We start from the raw sequence: 13,492 nt of genomic DNA, 5'->3' as shown, positions 1-13,492 counted from the left end.
TAACATGAATATATTTACTACACGTCTGACGACCTCTCTGGTGGTCATCGGCACTCTGCTGCTCTCCGGCTGCGACAGCAAGGAAGATGCAGGCGTGAAGACGATTGCCCGATTTAAGGACCTGACTCCGCCGCCCTTCAGCGACGTGGTGGCGCATAAATCCGATATCGAGCAGGAATGGGTAAAAAAGGATGCCTTCGGCACACCGCTATACACGGTAATGAAAACCCGCCAGTCGCCGGAAGGCTGTGAGTCCGGCAGTTATTACTACATTGCTGATATGCAGCAGAAAACTGTGCAGCCGCTGATAGCCGCCCTGTGTCTCGCGGACAATATTACTCTGAGCTTCCGGATCGAGACCGACAGCTACACGGGTGAGAAATCGGTGGTGTATTCGCACGATGGCAAGGAAATGGGGAAACTCTTGCTGCCGGATAACCAGGAGAACCATCCATGAAGAAGCTGAAAGGTGTTATCTCTGCTGCAGTCCTGAGTCTGTATTTGCTGACACCGGCCCATGCTGATGGCGGTTTTCAGGGTGCCATCAAAGGCGGCATTCCGGCCTACACCCGCGATGTAAAACACAACAAACCCTTCTGGTGTAACCAGTACAAACTGGTGAGAAAGATGTGTGAAGTGGTTTCGCAATCGGAAAATGGGCGCGTTGCCATTGTCAGAATGGTCCCCACCGACTGGAAATGCCCCAACGGTATCTGGGGTGTGGTTGACCGTTCTAATGGTGACGCCATGGAGTTGGTCCCGACGGCGAAAATGTCCCTGGAGCAGTACTGCAGCAAGGCATTCAGTGCAGGTTTTGTCAAACCACAGAACAGGAAATCACTGGCCGACGTCGTGATGTACTACAACGGCAAGCCAGTCGGTTCTTTCGAATACATTGAAGAGTGAACTCCCCGCCTCAGGGAGAAGCTTCCCGTATTCATTTAACACATTAAAAATAAAGGAAAAGAATGAACTGGCATTATGAGAAAAATGGCGTGCGTCACGACAATGTGACCGAAGCCGACATAACCGAACGTATTCAGCGCGGGGAGCTGAATGCCTCAACGCTGGTATGGCAACAGGGCATGACGGAATGGCAGCCGCTGTCAGCCACGCCGCTGGCAGATGTCCTGAAACAATGTGCGGTTCCCCCCGCGCTGCCCGGCAATCGTATCCCCGGAAGCGTGGTCTGGACGCTGGCCTTTGCGCCCCTGATTGGGTATGCCCTGGAGATGTGGACGGCCGGGCTGAGCGGAATGGAATTTGAAGAGGCGTATGCCGCCGTGACGGAGGGGCAATACTGGTTTATCACACTGATACTGAATATTGCGCTGGGGTATCTGGATGAACGACGGCTCCGTAAATCCGGCGTTGATACCGCCGCCTTTGGCTGGCTGGCCTGGCTGGTTCCGTTTTATCTGTGGCGTCGGGCAAAAGCCCTCGGACAAAAACCGGCTTACTTCTGGGTCTGGCTGGTCACGCTGACAGTGACAGTCCTGGGCGCAGGATAACCGGCATCAGCGCTGTCCGGCCCGGATGAGCAGGCAAGTTAAATCAAGGAACAATATCAATGAACAACATGCTGAAAAGTGTTATTTCCGCTGCGACCCTGAGTCTGTGTCTGCTGACACCCGCTCATGCAGAAGAGCAACGTTATATCAGTATCCGCAATACGGACACTGTGTGGGTGCCTGGTAATATCTGTGTTTACCGGTTCCGCCTTGACAACGGCGGCAGCGGGGAAGGCTTCGGGCCACTGACCCTTTCCCTGCGCCTGAAAGACAAACAGGGTAATATACTGGCTGTGGGGGAGATGGGCGTTGAGCCGTTTGGCGACAGCGATGCCTCCCGAACTCAGGATGCCTCACTGGAACATGAATGTGTGGAAAACGTCAGTTCCGTCGAAATCATGAAGGCGACGGAAGCCTCTGAGGGTTATCAGACTGACCTGCCGCTGTCCGTGTTTGACCCGCAGTATTATCGTCCACTACCGGTGTCGGCTGCCGGAGGTAAGGCATCCTGATGCCATCATTACCCGGCTGTTCCAGCCCCTGTCGCTTATGCAACAGGGGCTTTTTGTTATTAAGGAAACAATCTGTATGCCAGAACTTACTGTACTGCCTGATGGTCCGTTTACCCGCCAGCAGTCAGCGGCTGTGGCGTCACAATACACCAACGTTGCTACAGAGGATGACCAGAACACACATTTTCGCCTGGTGGTCCGGGATACCGACGGCAGGATGCACTGGCGGGCCAGGAACTTTGAGCCGGAGGCGGGTTACTGGCTGAACCGCTATCTCACCAGCGATGGCATTCGCAGAGCCACAACGTAATACATACTACCGTTACCTTCAGCATACCACCCGCAACGATGTTATAAACAGAGCTAGGCCACACCTCCTTCGGGAAGTGTGGCCTTTCGTATTTTTATCGAGAGAATAAGGAGTTATCCATGCGACTCGCCAGCCGCTTTGGCCGTATCAATCAGATCCGCCGCGACCGCCCCTTAACCCATGAAGAATTAATGCAGGTTGTTCCCAGCGTCTTCGGGGAAGGTAAGCACGTGTCCCGTTCAGACCATTACAGCTACATACCGACCATTACCCTGCTGGAGAACCTGCAGCGTGAAGGATTCCAGCCGTTCTTTGCCTGCCAGACCCGCGTCAGGGACCAGAGCCGCCGTGAGCATACGAAACATATGCTGCGCCTGCGTCGCTCCGGGCAGATAACCGGTCAGCAGGTGCCGGAAATTATCCTGCTCAATTCGCATGACGGTTCGTCCAGTTACCAGATGTTGCCGGGGTATTTCCGTGCCATCTGTACCAACGGTCTCGTCTGCGGGCAGTCATTTGGCGAGGTGCGAGTGCCACACCGGGGAAATGTCGTGGAGAAAGTGATTGAAGGCGCTTACGAAGTCCTCGGTGTGTTCGACCGGGTGGAAGAGAAGCGTGATGCGATGCAGTCGCTTTTACTCCCGCCACCGGCACAACAGGCTTTTGCCAGAGCCGCGCTGACGTACCGCTTCGGGGAAGAGCACCAGCCGGTGACGGAAGCGCAGATACTGACACCCCGCCGCTATGAAGACCGTCAGGATGACCTGTGGTCAGTTTTTAATCGGTGCCAGGAGAACCTGCTCAAAGGGGGGCTGCCTGGACGTACTGCCAAAGGCAAACGCAGCCATACCCGCGCGGTGAAAGGCATCGACGGCGACGTTAAGCTCAACCGGGCACTCTGGGTGATGGCAGAAAAACTGCAGCAGGCTCTGAGCTGATGCCACCGCTGCCTGATAACGCCCACCCGATCGCCATTTATCCTGCCCCCTGGAGAACAACCCCGGCAGCCGCTCCATCTCCGATGACGACCTGTGCGCCTATGCTCACACCTTCTTTATCGTCCCGGTGAACTCAGTTTCTGCCGGTTAAGTCTCGCTGACGGCCACTGGCCCTCACACTGTGATGAAGACGGCTATGCGCAGTCCTGTCCGTCACTCCGATTGAACCAGTATCCCCAACACAATGAATGAAAGAGGAAAAACAACATGACCGATAACACTCTGCCACTGTTCACACCCGCAGCAGATGCTCTTGCTGCGGCTCAGCATCAGATTATCGCTATACCGGTAACCGATGAGAACCGCATCAGCTTCTGGCCGCAGCACTTTGGCAGCATTCCGCAGTGGATAATCCTTGAGCCGACCATCTTCGCGTGGATGGACCGCTTCAGCACGGACTACAACGGCGGCATCTGGAATTTTTACACGCTGAGCAACGGCGGTGCGTTTATGGCCCCGGAAGTGGAGAACGATGAACTCTGGTCGCTGTTTAACACGATGAACGGCAACGGCGGTGACATGAGTGCTGAAGCTGCAGGGATTGCGGTCTGTCTGATGGCTTACAGCCACCATGCCTGCCGTACCGAATGCGACGCCATGACGGAGCACTACTACCGCCTGCGGGACTACGCGCTCAACCACGCGGAATGCAACGCCATCATGCACATCATCGACTGAGGTCAGCCGCTATGGAGCAACAGTTACCGTTGTTTGCCCGTGAATTAGCCCCTGCCGACCTGCAGACAGTCAGGAAAGCCTTATCTCTGTTGGAGTGCCAGCTACGTGAAACCGGGGCGTCATTTACTTCCAGCCATGCCGTCCGCGACTGGCTACGCCTGCAGCTCGCGTCACTGGAGCGGGAAGAGTTTACCGCGCTCTTTCTCGATAACCAGCATCGCCTGATAGCCCACGAAACGCTATTTACCGGCACCATCAACCATACGCAGGTCCATCCCCGCGAAGTGGTGAAGGCCGGTCTGAAGCATAACTGCGCCGCTGTCATTGTCGCCCATAGCCATCCCTCCGGGGAGGCTGAACCCAGCAAGGCAGACCGTCAGGTCACTACGCGTATTCAGCAGGCGCTGGACCTGGTTGATATCCGCCTGCTGGACCACCTGGTGGTCGGTGGCATGGAGATCACCTCGTTTGCAGATCGTGGCTGGCTGTAGCACAACAGGAGAATAACCCAATGAAAATTATCAGTAAACGTCAGGCTATGGCGATATACCGCCAGCATCCGCAGTCCCGGTTGTTTCCCTTCTGCACGGGTAAATACAAATGGTCTGGCAGCATCTGCCACTACGCCGGGCAGGAGGTTCAGGATATCAGCGGTGTGCTCGCGGTCTTCGCTGAACGCCGTCAGAACCGCAACGGCCACTATGTCGTATTACGCAGCGTCACGCTGAATTAACACACGTTTAAGGAAGGTTAAAATTGTCGAATAAAACACCGATAGTAAACCACGATATCACTGAACCCTGGTGGGGGCTTAAACGCAGTATCACGCCCTGTTTTGGCGCACGGCTGGTGCAGGCGGGCAACTGTCTGCATTATCTCGCTGACCGGACCAGCATCACCGGACAGTTCAGCGACGCGGATTTACGGCATCTCGACCAGGCATTTCCACTGCTGCTCAAACAGCTTGAACTGATGCTCACCAGCGGTGAACTCACTCCCCGCCATCAGCACTGTGTCACGCTCTATGCAAAAGGGCTGACCTGCGAGGCCGACTCCCTCGGCTCGCATGGTTACGTATACCTGGCGATTTATCCGACACCAGCGGCAACCGCGTAAAGCTTCTTACTACTTACCCTCGTTTTACCCATCAACAAAGAGATCCCACTATGCAAACCCAACCACTATCCTCAACGCAGGAGGCTACATCACGCCCGTCACCGGTGGAGATCTGGCAACGGCTTCTGAGCCACCTGTTGGATCGTCACTACGGTCTGACGCTTAACGACACGCCGTTTGGCAACGACGGTGTGATTCAGGAGCATATCGACGCCGGTATATCACTGTGCGACGCCGTGAATTTTATTGTGGAGAAGTACGATCTGGTGCGCATCGATCGTCACGGTTTCAGTACAGAAACACAGTTGCCGCGTCTCACCAGTATCGATATTCTCCGCGCCCGCAAAGCCACCGGGTTGATGACTCGCAACGATTACAGAACGGTGACCGACATCACCACCGGTAAATACCGTGGGGGGCATCGATGAAGTTATCCCTGACGGTAGAAGCCGACGCCATCAACGTTCTGGCCCTGAATGCGGGCCGGATCGCTGTGGATATTGACGGCATTGAACTGGCTGCGCTGATCGATGTGGTCTGTGATAACGGTTATTCCCTTCGCGTTGCTGACTCCCCCGGAAAGCTGGTCGTTGAAGATCCGCTTCCACCCGTCGCCCGCGTTAATGGCATCCAGTGCAGTACCGCGCATATTACGGAGAAAGACAACGCTCTGCTGTTTACTCTTTCACACCAGAATGAAGACTTTGGTGAGTCGGAATGGATTAGTTACACCGGGTCGGGTTATCTGCTCCACCTGGGTGCCTGGTCATTTCCGGTCTTACGCCTCAAACGTCTCGGTCTGTCGAAAGCCTGCCGTCGGTTAGTAGTGACGCTTATCCGTCGCTACGCCGTTGGCATTGTTCATCTGGATGCCTTTGGCGAAGTGCTGCCGGGATTTGACATTTTCGACTGGTAAATCTTCTCACCAATAAGCACAGGATATTCTCATGGAGAAATTAACCACCGAAGAGCTCTCAACGTTCTGATTGACTGGCTGCAGGACAACATCGATTGTGGGAACATGATTATTTTCGACAACGACGAAGACAACACCGATTCAGCAGTGCTGTTGCCCTGGATTGAACGTGCGCGTCAGGACGTTCGCGATCTCCGTCATCTTCAACTTCTGCGACAGACCAGTACAGATTAACCACCGAACAGTACTCATCACTTACTCATAATCGCCAGCCCTCACCGGCTGGCGCTTTGCTTTATATAAGGAACGAAATAATGTCAGAGCTTACTCTCACCAAACCCGAAGTATTAACCGGCCACACCGACGTGATTTGCTCCACCAGCATTGAGCGTATTGTCACGGGACGTAATGCCGCGCTGGCGCAGATTGAAGTGCTCATGCAACAACTGGACGATGTTTCGATGCTGACCCGCAGTATCGGAGGAAAAACCGCGCTGGACTGGGCTATGAAGCAGGATTTCCGTTGCGGCTGCTGGTTGATGGAGAAACCAGAAGCGGCGATGAAAGCTATTACCCGTAATCTCGATCGCAGCATATGGCGAGACCTGATGAAGAAGTCGGGCATGATTTCGCTCATGGATGCTCAGGCTCGTGACCAGTGGTACAACAGTCTGGAAAAGGATGACATTCCTGCCGTCAGCGAAGAGAATATTCTCAGCACGTTTGAGCAACTGCATCTGAACAAGGGCGAGGTGTTTGAGCGCGGAGTGATAAATGTGTTCAAAGGTTTAAGCTGGAATTTTAAGACAAATTCCCCTGCAAGTTTGGGGCGAAAATTATCGTTACCGGACTAGTCAAGTTCGATCGGTGGGGATTTGGGCTTAACTGGGGCTGGCAGCGTGACCGGTTAGCTGACCTTGAGCGTATGCTGATGCTTCTTGATGGCAAACCGGTTCCCTACAACCGCGCTGACGTTACCCGTCGTCTCAGCGATCATATCCATGAGAACAGGCACAGTAACCGTTACGAGGATGAGATGTTTGTGATTAAGTATTTTCAGAAGGGAACTGCACACATCGTATTCAAGCGACCTGAGTTGATTGATAAGCTGAACAACATCATCGCCCGACACTATCCGGGAGCACTGCCAGCGAGATGAGAGGTGAGTGAGTTGTCCGAAGCTATCTCAGGTGAGCCAGTGCAAGCCGGACGGCAATGGCATACTGGATGGCATACCGAAAAAAAACAAGCATAAAAAAGGCCATGCTAATCAATAGCATGGCCTCGAATAGTGGCGGAACGGACGGGACTCGAACCCGCGACCCCCTGCGTGACAGGCAGGTATTCTAACCGACTGAACTACCGCTCCGCATTGTCCCCCGTCGGGAACGAAGCGGATATTACGGACTGGTCCTGCGGGCGTCAACGGTTTTTACAAGAAAGTGCATCGTTTGCCGCAAAAACAATCTGAATGATGATTTTTAAGTCATTTACTCAGCTTTCAGCGCGCCACAGGCAGCTGCCACCTTTTTTCATCACCAGATCCAGACGCGATTCATGGGCCGCCACTTCTTCGTCACTGGCCTGAATCACCCGTAAACCTGCCGCACCGCGCACCACGCGCTGAATGCCATTGCCACCTTCTTTCTGCTTAATATCCCCTTCCATGGAAAACTTCAGCGACGTCTGGCCGCCGGTCATCATCAGATAGACGTCGGAAAGGATCTGGGCATCGAGCAGTGCGCCGTGCAGCGTTCGTTTACTGTTGTCTATTTCATAGCGGGAGCAGAGCGCGTCGAGGCTGTTGCGCTTGCCGGGGAACATTTTACGCGCCAGCGCCAGGCTGTCGGTGACTTTGCAGAAGGTGCCGGTTTTCGGGATATCGCGCTTCAGCTTGCTGAATTCATAATCCATAAAGCCGATATCGAACGAGGCGTTATGAATAACGAGCTCGGCGCCACGGATGTAGTCCAGAAACGAATCCGCGACCTGATCGAACGTCGGCTTGTCCGCGAGAAACTCGTCGGCGATGCCGTGCACGCCAAACGCTTCCGGGTCCACCAGCCGGTCAGGCTTCAGGTACACGTGGAAGTTATTGCCGGTCAGGCGGCGGTTAATCACCTCCACCGCACCAATCTCAATAATGCGATGCCCTTCGTAGTGAGCACCGATCTGGTTCATACCGGTGGTTTCTGTATCAAGGACGATCTGTCGTGTAATTGCTGTGCTCATAGCGCTCGTTTATGTCAGACTTGGATTTTTACTCACAGGAAGTCTACCAGAGATGCGGAAACAGGTAGAAATTTTCACCGACGGGTCCTGCCTCGGCAACCCGGGACCGGGTGGATACGGTGCCATTTTACGGTACAAGCAGCATGAAAAGATTTTTAGCGTTGGCTATCGCTTAACCACCAATAACCGGATGGAGATGATGGCGGCCATTGTCGCGCTGGAGGCGTTAATCGAGCCTTGCGATATCGTACTAAGTACCGACAGCCAGTATGTGCGCCAGGGGATCACCCAATGGATCCACAACTGGAAGAAGCGCGGCTGGAAAACAGCTGATAAAAAGCCGGTGAAGAACGTCGATCTATGGCAGCGTCTGGACGCTGCGCTGGGCAAACATACCATTAGCTGGGAGTGGGTTAAAGGCCACGCAGGTCACCCGGAGAACGAACGCTGCGACGAGCTGGCCCGCGAAGCGGCCTCTAATCCAACTCTTGAGGATGTTGGCTATCTGCCGGATGCAAAGGCTTAGCCGCCGTCCTGTACTGTCTTGTGGCGCCTACCGCTGAACGTATTTGCGCCTTAGCTTTACGGTTTTTCATCGGGTTTAACGTAAGCGGTAGCGTTCGCTTACGCGCCACAATGACATGCATACAGCCTAATGCGGGCAGATGCGTGCTGAGCATTTTCCCGCCCTGCTTGTGCCACGGCAGAACCTGAAAGCTACGCTGGTGCATCACTTCAAAATTCAGCAGGGAAAGCCAGTCAAACTGGCGCATTGGCGTAAACATGCGGCTGTTGTAGGGGCTACGCTTGCGCAGAAACGGAATCGCTTTGCCCGCGCCCAGCACGCTGACGGGGTTAAAACTGCTGATGATTAGCCAGCCGTCATCAATCAGCACCCTGTCCGCCTCGCGCAGTAAGCCGTGCGGATCCTGGCACCATGGCAGCGTGTGGGCCAGCAGGCATGCGTCCACCGATTTCGACGCGAAGGGCAAATGCAGCGGTTCGGCTTTAACCTGCAAGAGTGCTCCCTGTTGGGCAACGTTTACCTGATGGGAAATGGCGCAGCCGCTGGTGTCGATTTCCGCGCTGAGATTGCCTATCTTGAGTAGGTGAAAACCAAACATTTTTGCAAGCCAGGGCTGCAGCTGCTTTTCAAGTCCGTCCCGGTAGAATTCCCCCCAGGGCAACTGGCCCCAGTGATGCGGTGAAGTGAAATTTTCAGGTATCCTTGCCGGTTTCATCGCTACCATCCTTTTTCTGTCGCCGAGAGGTTGAATTATGAATCTTAACAGTATTCCCGCGTTCCAGGACAACTACATCTGGGTTCTGAACAACGAGGCGGGTAAATGCATTATCGTCGATCCCGGTGAAGCCGCACCTGTGTTAAACGCGATGGCGAAAAACAACTGGCAGCCAGAAGCCATTTTGCTTACGCACCATCATCACGACCATGTTGGCGGCGTAAAAGAACTGCTGCAAACCTTTCCAGGCCTTGTGGTTTACGGGCCTGAAGAGACACAAAATAAGGGAACGAACCGGGTAGTACGGGAGGGAGATAAGGTCAATATTTTAGAGTATGAATTTAGTGTTATTGCTACACCCGGTCACACTTTGGGCCATTTGTGCTATTTCAGTTTTCCTTATCTTTTCTGCGGCGACACGATGTTTTCAGGCGGCTGTGGACGGCTTTTTGAAGGCACGCCAGAGCAGATGCACCAATCTTTTCATAAGCTTAATAAACTACCGGCAGAAACGTTAATTTGTTGTGCACACGAGTACACCGAATCAAACATCAAGTTTGCCTTAAGTATTTTACCCGAGGACCAGGTATTAATCCGATATTATCGAAAAGTGAAAGAGTTACGCGCAAAAAACCAAGCTACATTGCCGACCACGCTGCAAATCGAGCGCGAAATTAATCTTTTTCTCAGAACGGAAGATAATGATTTAAAAGGAGTAATTAAAACAGAAACAAACTTGCAACAACCAGAGCAGATATTCGCATGGTTAAGGGCAAAGAAAGATAGCTTCTGAATATTCTGGTTGTGTTGTTGGACTGGCAAATGTATTCTTGCTCGTCTTTTAAGCAACCATTGACACACACATGAAGGCAAAAGCGATATTACTCGCCACTGTCCTGCTTGTGGGGTGCCAGGCGTCAAGGCATGACGCCAACATCCAACAGCATGCACAGAGTCTGTCTGCAGCTGGTCAAGGTGAAGCAGGAAAGTACACTGGTCGGGCGAACTCGACGCGATGGATGGACGATGGGACATTCCTCGCGCAAGATCAGAACCTGTGGGACTTCATCGGCGACGAGCAAAAGATGGGGATACCGGAAAACAGCCGGATCCGCGAACAGAAACAGAATTACCTGAGAAATAAGAGCTATCTCCACGATGTAACATTACGGGCAGAGCCGTATATGTACTGGATTGCCGGGCAAGTTAAGAAACGTAACATGCCGATGGAACTGGTACTGCTACCCATAGTGGAGAGCGCTTTTGACCCCCACGCGACGTCTGGCGCAAATGCCGCAGGCATTTGGCAGATTATTCCAAGTACGGGGCGCAATTATGGTCTGAAGCAGACCAAAGCGTACGATGCACGCCGTGACGTAGTGGCTTCCACCACTGCTGCGCTGAATATGATGCAGCGTCTGAACAAAATGTTTGATGGTGACTGGTTACTCACCGTAGCGGCGTACAATAGCGGTGAAGGCCGCGTGATGAACGCAATCAAAGCGAACAAGGCCCGTGGGAAACCAACGGACTTCTGGTCACTTTCGCTGCCGCGTGAAACCAAAGTCTACGTCCCTAAAATGCTGGCCCTGAGCGAAATTCTCAAGAATAACCAGAAGTATGGGGTACGTTTACCAACAACAGACGAAAGCCGTGCACTGGCTCGGGTTGAGGTGAGTAATCCGGTACAGCTGAAGCAAGTCGCCGAAATGGCCGGTATTTCACTCACGACGCTGAAAGCGTTCAACGCCGGGGTAAAAACCTCAACCGTTGGCAAAAATCAGCGTTATGTGATGGTGCCAAAGAAGCATGCGGATCAACTTAAAGCTTCTCTGGCTTCCGGTGAGATTGCCGCCGTCCAGCCGACGCTGGTCGCCGACAATCGCATGAATGCAGGAAGCAACAAATCTTACAAAGTGCGCTCAGGGGATACGCTGTCGAGCATCGCTTCACGCTTAGGCGTCAGCACGAAAGATTTGAAAAGCTGGAACGGTATCCGGGGTGCGAACATTAAAGTTGGCCAAACGCTGAGCGTCAAAAATGGCAGCCAGCGTTTAGCTGATAATGACAGCATTACTTATAAAGTGCGTAAGGGTGATTCCCTGTCGAGTATTGCGAAGCGTCACGGTGTGAACATCAAAGATGTTCTGCGCTGGAACGATGATACCGACAACCTGAAGCCTGGCGACCAGCTAACGCTGTTTGTCAGCAACAATGCGACACCTGATACCTGATAGTTACTTACAGAAAAGGCACCTTACGAGGTGCCTTTTTATTGCCTGTGGCCCGTGCTGATTAGACCTTCTTTGCTTCCAGCATGACTATATCACTCACAAAAGATCCGTCCTCCTGAAGCTCAAAATAGCGCTGAACTTCATCAGAGGCGCTTTTTTGATAGGCACGGATTGCGTCGGCCAGCACCTGCGGGGTTCTCATTCTCGCGATCCAGCTCGAAAATTCCAGGTTCAGTCGATCGCACAGTAGGTTTTGCGTGCTCAGGCCGGCCTCGTTAAACAAGCTCAGCCATTCACCGCTGGAATAGTTATAAACGTGCGAAGTATCGCGCAATGCTTCTACCGTTTGCAGCCATATATCCAGCACCGGGTGGCCGGGGGACATCACATCCATAAAGATCGCCGTACCGCCGGGTTTAAGCACACGCTTAACCTCACGCAGCGCTTTACCCACGTCGTGCCAATGGTGAGCTGAGTAGCGGCTGATCACCACGTCAAAGGTACTATCCTCAAACGGCAGGATTTCAGCGTAGCCCTGTTGGGTGGAGATATTGGTAATGCCACGCGTCTGCGCCGCATCGTTCACCACCGTCAGCATCCCTTCGGAAAGATCGTAAGCCACCACTTCCTTCACCTTCGCGGCGGCGGTAAAACTGGCGTGCCCTGCCCCACAGCCCATATCCAGCAGCTTCGCATGAGGAAATGCCGTCAGGCGCTCGCTGAGGCGCTCTAAATCGCGCCCGGAGGCGTGTACGGCGCTCGTTAGATAGGCGCTGGCCTGAGAACCAAACTGTCGATCAACGTTGTCGTGGTGGGATTGTGTTGCCATAGTAATGTCCTTGCGTTTTAAGTGAGAGAAAGGGCAGCACACGGGTCTGCCCAACGGCAGACCTGACTAACCTTACTTCAGCTCAGGTTTGCCGGGACGAAATTCAACTAGTAGAGGGTTGTGGTCGGAAGCACGCGTAACCAGCACAGAGGCTTCTGCAACGTTAAATCCGCGATAAAACACAAAATCCAGCGGGCGGCCAAAAGCCTTACGCCGGTGATCGTCCGTAAAACGCACCTCGCGCAGGGTCATTTCCCTTGCGAAGCGATACAACGCGTTCATGCGCGGGCGGCTCCAGGCATTGAAATCACCGGCCATGATCACCGGGCCGTTGTGATGACCAATCTGATCGCCAATCGGCCCAAGCTGCTTGCTGTAAACATCCACGCCCAGGCTGAAATTCACAGCATGAATATTTACAACCATCAGCAAACGCCCATCCGGCAGGGGATAGACCGTCACCAGGGCAGATTTAGAGAGGCGAAGAATAGGTTCGCGCTCGCGTAACGGGCAACAATATACTGGATGCGCGGCAGAGAGTGTCATAACCCCAGAAGGATGCTGTGGCAGAACGAAAGCGGGCACCTGGTCGGCTGCCAGATAGTTAGTGGTTGCGAATCTTACCAGCTCCGGCGTGGTCTGCGCTTCCTGCAGCAGGACAAGATGCGCGTCTTTGCCAAAGTTTTGCAGCACCGAAAGCCATTCGGCTCGCTGCTGCTTGAAGATATTCCAGACCAGAACGCGTAACACGCCTTCCGTTGAAGGTAGTGGCTCACCAGGTGGCAAAGCCTGACCTATGCTCGCAAACGAGCCAGGCGGCAGAATTCGTTCTGCTGGCTGACCGGCGACATATCGCATGGCATAGGTATTTTTGCGCACGTTTAACTGATGACCTCTGTAACCTGGAAGCCCCTG

The 13,492-nt window shown here is 53.5% G+C and carries 19 protein-coding genes, 1 tRNA gene and 2 pseudogenes; 17 read left to right on the top strand and 5 right to left on the bottom strand.

Features of this window, described 5'->3' with window-relative positions:
- Positions 1-4 precede the first annotated feature (4 nt).
- The 14 genes and pseudogenes from ACA108_04245 (at position 5) to ACA108_04180 (ending at position 7,200) form a co-directional block, all read left to right on the top strand.
- Positions 5-457 carry a YfjS/YafY family lipoprotein gene (locus ACA108_04245; GenBank protein XEX96758.1) on the top strand — a complete coding sequence of 151 codons (453 nt, stop codon included), beginning with the start codon at positions 5-7 and terminating at the stop codon, positions 455-457.
- Positions 454-906 (top strand): hypothetical protein, encoded by a 453-nt coding sequence (locus ACA108_04240; GenBank protein ID XEX96757.1) that lies wholly within the window; start codon positions 454-456, stop codon positions 904-906. Before ACA108_04245 ends, ACA108_04240 begins: the two co-directional genes overlap by 4 nt.
- A gap of 62 nt (positions 907-968) precedes the next feature.
- The gene (locus ACA108_04235; protein ID XEX96756.1) at positions 969-1,511 is read left to right on the top strand and encodes a DUF4339 domain-containing protein; all 543 of its coding nucleotides are present in this window, start codon (positions 969-971) and stop codon (positions 1,509-1,511) included.
- A gap of 59 nt (positions 1,512-1,570) precedes the next feature.
- Positions 1,571-2,023 carry an IrmA family protein gene (locus tag ACA108_04230; GenBank protein XEX96755.1) on the top strand — a complete coding sequence of 151 codons (453 nt, stop codon included), beginning with the start codon at positions 1,571-1,573 and terminating at the stop codon, positions 2,021-2,023.
- A gap of 76 nt (positions 2,024-2,099) precedes the next feature.
- Entirely contained in the window at positions 2,100-2,333 is a 234-nt protein-coding gene (locus ACA108_04225) for a DUF905 domain-containing protein (GenBank protein ID XEX96754.1), read from the top strand.
- Positions 2,334-2,452: 119 nt separating this feature from the next.
- The gene (locus ACA108_04220; GenBank protein XEX96753.1) at positions 2,453-3,271 is read left to right on the top strand and encodes a DUF932 domain-containing protein; all 819 of its coding nucleotides are present in this window, start codon (positions 2,453-2,455) and stop codon (positions 3,269-3,271) included.
- A gap of 267 nt (positions 3,272-3,538) precedes the next feature.
- Complete coding sequence (locus tag ACA108_04215) at positions 3,539-4,009, top strand: antirestriction protein (protein ID XEX96752.1); 471 nt, start codon at positions 3,539-3,541, stop codon at positions 4,007-4,009.
- Positions 4,010-4,020: 11 nt separating this feature from the next.
- The gene (radC, locus tag ACA108_04210; protein ID XEX96751.1) at positions 4,021-4,500 is read left to right on the top strand and encodes a DNA repair protein RadC; all 480 of its coding nucleotides are present in this window, start codon (positions 4,021-4,023) and stop codon (positions 4,498-4,500) included.
- Between the two features lie 20 nt (positions 4,501-4,520).
- A complete protein-coding gene (locus ACA108_04205; protein ID XEX96750.1) occupies positions 4,521-4,742 on the top strand; it encodes a DUF987 domain-containing protein in 222 nt (73 codons plus the stop codon).
- A gap of 23 nt (positions 4,743-4,765) precedes the next feature.
- Positions 4,766-5,125 carry a type IV toxin-antitoxin system YeeU family antitoxin gene (locus tag ACA108_04200; protein ID XEX96749.1) on the top strand — a complete coding sequence of 120 codons (360 nt, stop codon included), beginning with the start codon at positions 4,766-4,768 and terminating at the stop codon, positions 5,123-5,125.
- A 50-nt stretch (positions 5,126-5,175) separates the two neighbouring features.
- Positions 5,176-5,553, top strand: coding sequence for a TA system toxin CbtA family protein (locus ACA108_04195; protein XEX96748.1), 378 nt, complete (start codon positions 5,176-5,178; stop codon positions 5,551-5,553).
- Positions 5,550-6,041, top strand: a complete 492-nt coding sequence (locus ACA108_04190) for a DUF5983 family protein (GenBank protein ID XEX96747.1) — start codon at positions 5,550-5,552, stop codon at positions 6,039-6,041. The genes ACA108_04195 and ACA108_04190 overlap by 4 nt, the downstream gene beginning before the upstream one ends.
- A gap of 31 nt (positions 6,042-6,072) precedes the next feature.
- Positions 6,073-6,275, top strand: a pseudogene (locus ACA108_04185) (hypothetical protein).
- Positions 6,276-6,478: 203 nt separating this feature from the next.
- A pseudogene (locus ACA108_04180) lies at positions 6,479-7,200 on the top strand (DUF4942 domain-containing protein).
- Between the two features lie 133 nt (positions 7,201-7,333).
- On the opposite strand, the gene ACA108_04175 reads toward ACA108_04180, so the two are convergent.
- Positions 7,334-7,410: transfer RNA gene (locus ACA108_04175), tRNA-Asp, on the bottom strand.
- Positions 7,411-7,535: 125 nt separating this feature from the next.
- Complete coding sequence (dnaQ, locus tag ACA108_04170; protein ID XEX96746.1) at positions 7,536-8,273, bottom strand: DNA polymerase III subunit epsilon; 738 nt, start codon at positions 8,271-8,273, stop codon at positions 7,536-7,538.
- A 52-nt stretch (positions 8,274-8,325) separates the two neighbouring features.
- On the opposite strand from dnaQ, the gene rnhA reads away from it, so the two are divergent.
- Positions 8,326-8,799, top strand: coding sequence for a ribonuclease HI (gene rnhA, locus ACA108_04165; GenBank protein XEX96745.1), 474 nt, complete (start codon positions 8,326-8,328; stop codon positions 8,797-8,799).
- Here the strand turns inward: rnhA and ACA108_04160 are convergent.
- Entirely contained in the window at positions 8,750-9,514 is a 765-nt protein-coding gene (locus ACA108_04160) for a class I SAM-dependent methyltransferase (GenBank protein ID XEX96744.1), read from the bottom strand. The genes rnhA and ACA108_04160 overlap by 50 nt on opposite strands.
- A 37-nt stretch (positions 9,515-9,551) precedes the next feature.
- Between ACA108_04160 and gloB the strand changes: the two genes are divergently transcribed.
- Positions 9,552-10,307, top strand: coding sequence for a hydroxyacylglutathione hydrolase (gene gloB, locus ACA108_04155; protein XEX96743.1), 756 nt, complete (start codon positions 9,552-9,554; stop codon positions 10,305-10,307).
- A gap of 70 nt (positions 10,308-10,377) precedes the next feature.
- Complete coding sequence (mltD, locus tag ACA108_04150; GenBank protein XEX96742.1) at positions 10,378-11,748, top strand: murein transglycosylase D; 1,371 nt, start codon at positions 10,378-10,380, stop codon at positions 11,746-11,748.
- A gap of 61 nt (positions 11,749-11,809) precedes the next feature.
- Here the strand turns inward: mltD and ACA108_04145 are convergent, their stop codons facing one another.
- Both ACA108_04145 and ACA108_04140 read right to left on the bottom strand, forming a co-directional pair.
- Positions 11,810-12,577, bottom strand: a complete 768-nt coding sequence (locus ACA108_04145; protein XEX96741.1) for a class I SAM-dependent methyltransferase — start codon at positions 12,575-12,577, stop codon at positions 11,810-11,812.
- Positions 12,578-12,649: 72 nt separating this feature from the next.
- Positions 12,650-13,456, bottom strand: a complete 807-nt coding sequence (locus ACA108_04140; protein ID XEX96740.1) for an endonuclease/exonuclease/phosphatase family protein — start codon at positions 13,454-13,456, stop codon at positions 12,650-12,652.
- Positions 13,457-13,492: the final 36 nt, after the last annotated feature.

This window comes from Dryocola sp. LX212 (genome assembly GCA_041504365.1).
Classification (GTDB): Bacteria; Pseudomonadota; Gammaproteobacteria; order Enterobacterales; family Enterobacteriaceae; genus Dryocola.
This window is presented reverse-complemented; position numbering and strand designations above follow the sequence as displayed.

What these genes read in the sequence shown, in the direction of transcription:
- ACA108_04245 (XEX96758.1), top strand. Translation starts at nt 5, where the DNA reads ATGAATATATTTACTACACGTCTGACGACCTCTCTGGTGGTCATCGGC.
- ACA108_04240 (XEX96757.1), top strand. Translation starts at nt 454, where the DNA reads ATGAAGAAGCTGAAAGGTGTTATCTCTGCTGCAGTCCTGAGTCTGTAT.
- ACA108_04235 (XEX96756.1), top strand. Translation starts at nt 969, where the DNA reads ATGAACTGGCATTATGAGAAAAATGGCGTGCGTCACGACAATGTGACC.
- ACA108_04230 (XEX96755.1), top strand. Translation starts at nt 1,571, where the DNA reads ATGAACAACATGCTGAAAAGTGTTATTTCCGCTGCGACCCTGAGTCTG.
- ACA108_04225 (XEX96754.1), top strand. Translation starts at nt 2,100, where the DNA reads ATGCCAGAACTTACTGTACTGCCTGATGGTCCGTTTACCCGCCAGCAG.
- ACA108_04220 (XEX96753.1), top strand. Translation starts at nt 2,453, where the DNA reads ATGCGACTCGCCAGCCGCTTTGGCCGTATCAATCAGATCCGCCGCGAC.
- ACA108_04215 (XEX96752.1), top strand. Translation starts at nt 3,539, where the DNA reads ATGACCGATAACACTCTGCCACTGTTCACACCCGCAGCAGATGCTCTT.
- radC (XEX96751.1), top strand. Translation starts at nt 4,021, where the DNA reads ATGGAGCAACAGTTACCGTTGTTTGCCCGTGAATTAGCCCCTGCCGAC.
- ACA108_04205 (XEX96750.1), top strand. Translation starts at nt 4,521, where the DNA reads ATGAAAATTATCAGTAAACGTCAGGCTATGGCGATATACCGCCAGCAT.
- ACA108_04195 (XEX96748.1), top strand. Translation starts at nt 5,176, where the DNA reads ATGCAAACCCAACCACTATCCTCAACGCAGGAGGCTACATCACGCCCG.
- ACA108_04190 (XEX96747.1), top strand. Translation starts at nt 5,550, where the DNA reads ATGAAGTTATCCCTGACGGTAGAAGCCGACGCCATCAACGTTCTGGCC.
- dnaQ (XEX96746.1), bottom strand. Translation starts at nt 8,273, where the DNA reads ATGAGCACAGCAATTACACGACAGATCGTCCTTGATACAGAAACCACC.
- rnhA (XEX96745.1), top strand. Translation starts at nt 8,326, where the DNA reads ATGCGGAAACAGGTAGAAATTTTCACCGACGGGTCCTGCCTCGGCAAC.
- ACA108_04160 (XEX96744.1), bottom strand. Translation starts at nt 9,514, where the DNA reads ATGAAACCGGCAAGGATACCTGAAAATTTCACTTCACCGCATCACTGG.
- gloB (XEX96743.1), top strand. Translation starts at nt 9,552, where the DNA reads ATGAATCTTAACAGTATTCCCGCGTTCCAGGACAACTACATCTGGGTT.
- mltD (XEX96742.1), top strand. Translation starts at nt 10,378, where the DNA reads ATGAAGGCAAAAGCGATATTACTCGCCACTGTCCTGCTTGTGGGGTGC.
- ACA108_04145 (XEX96741.1), bottom strand. Translation starts at nt 12,577, where the DNA reads ATGGCAACACAATCCCACCACGACAACGTTGATCGACAGTTTGGTTCT.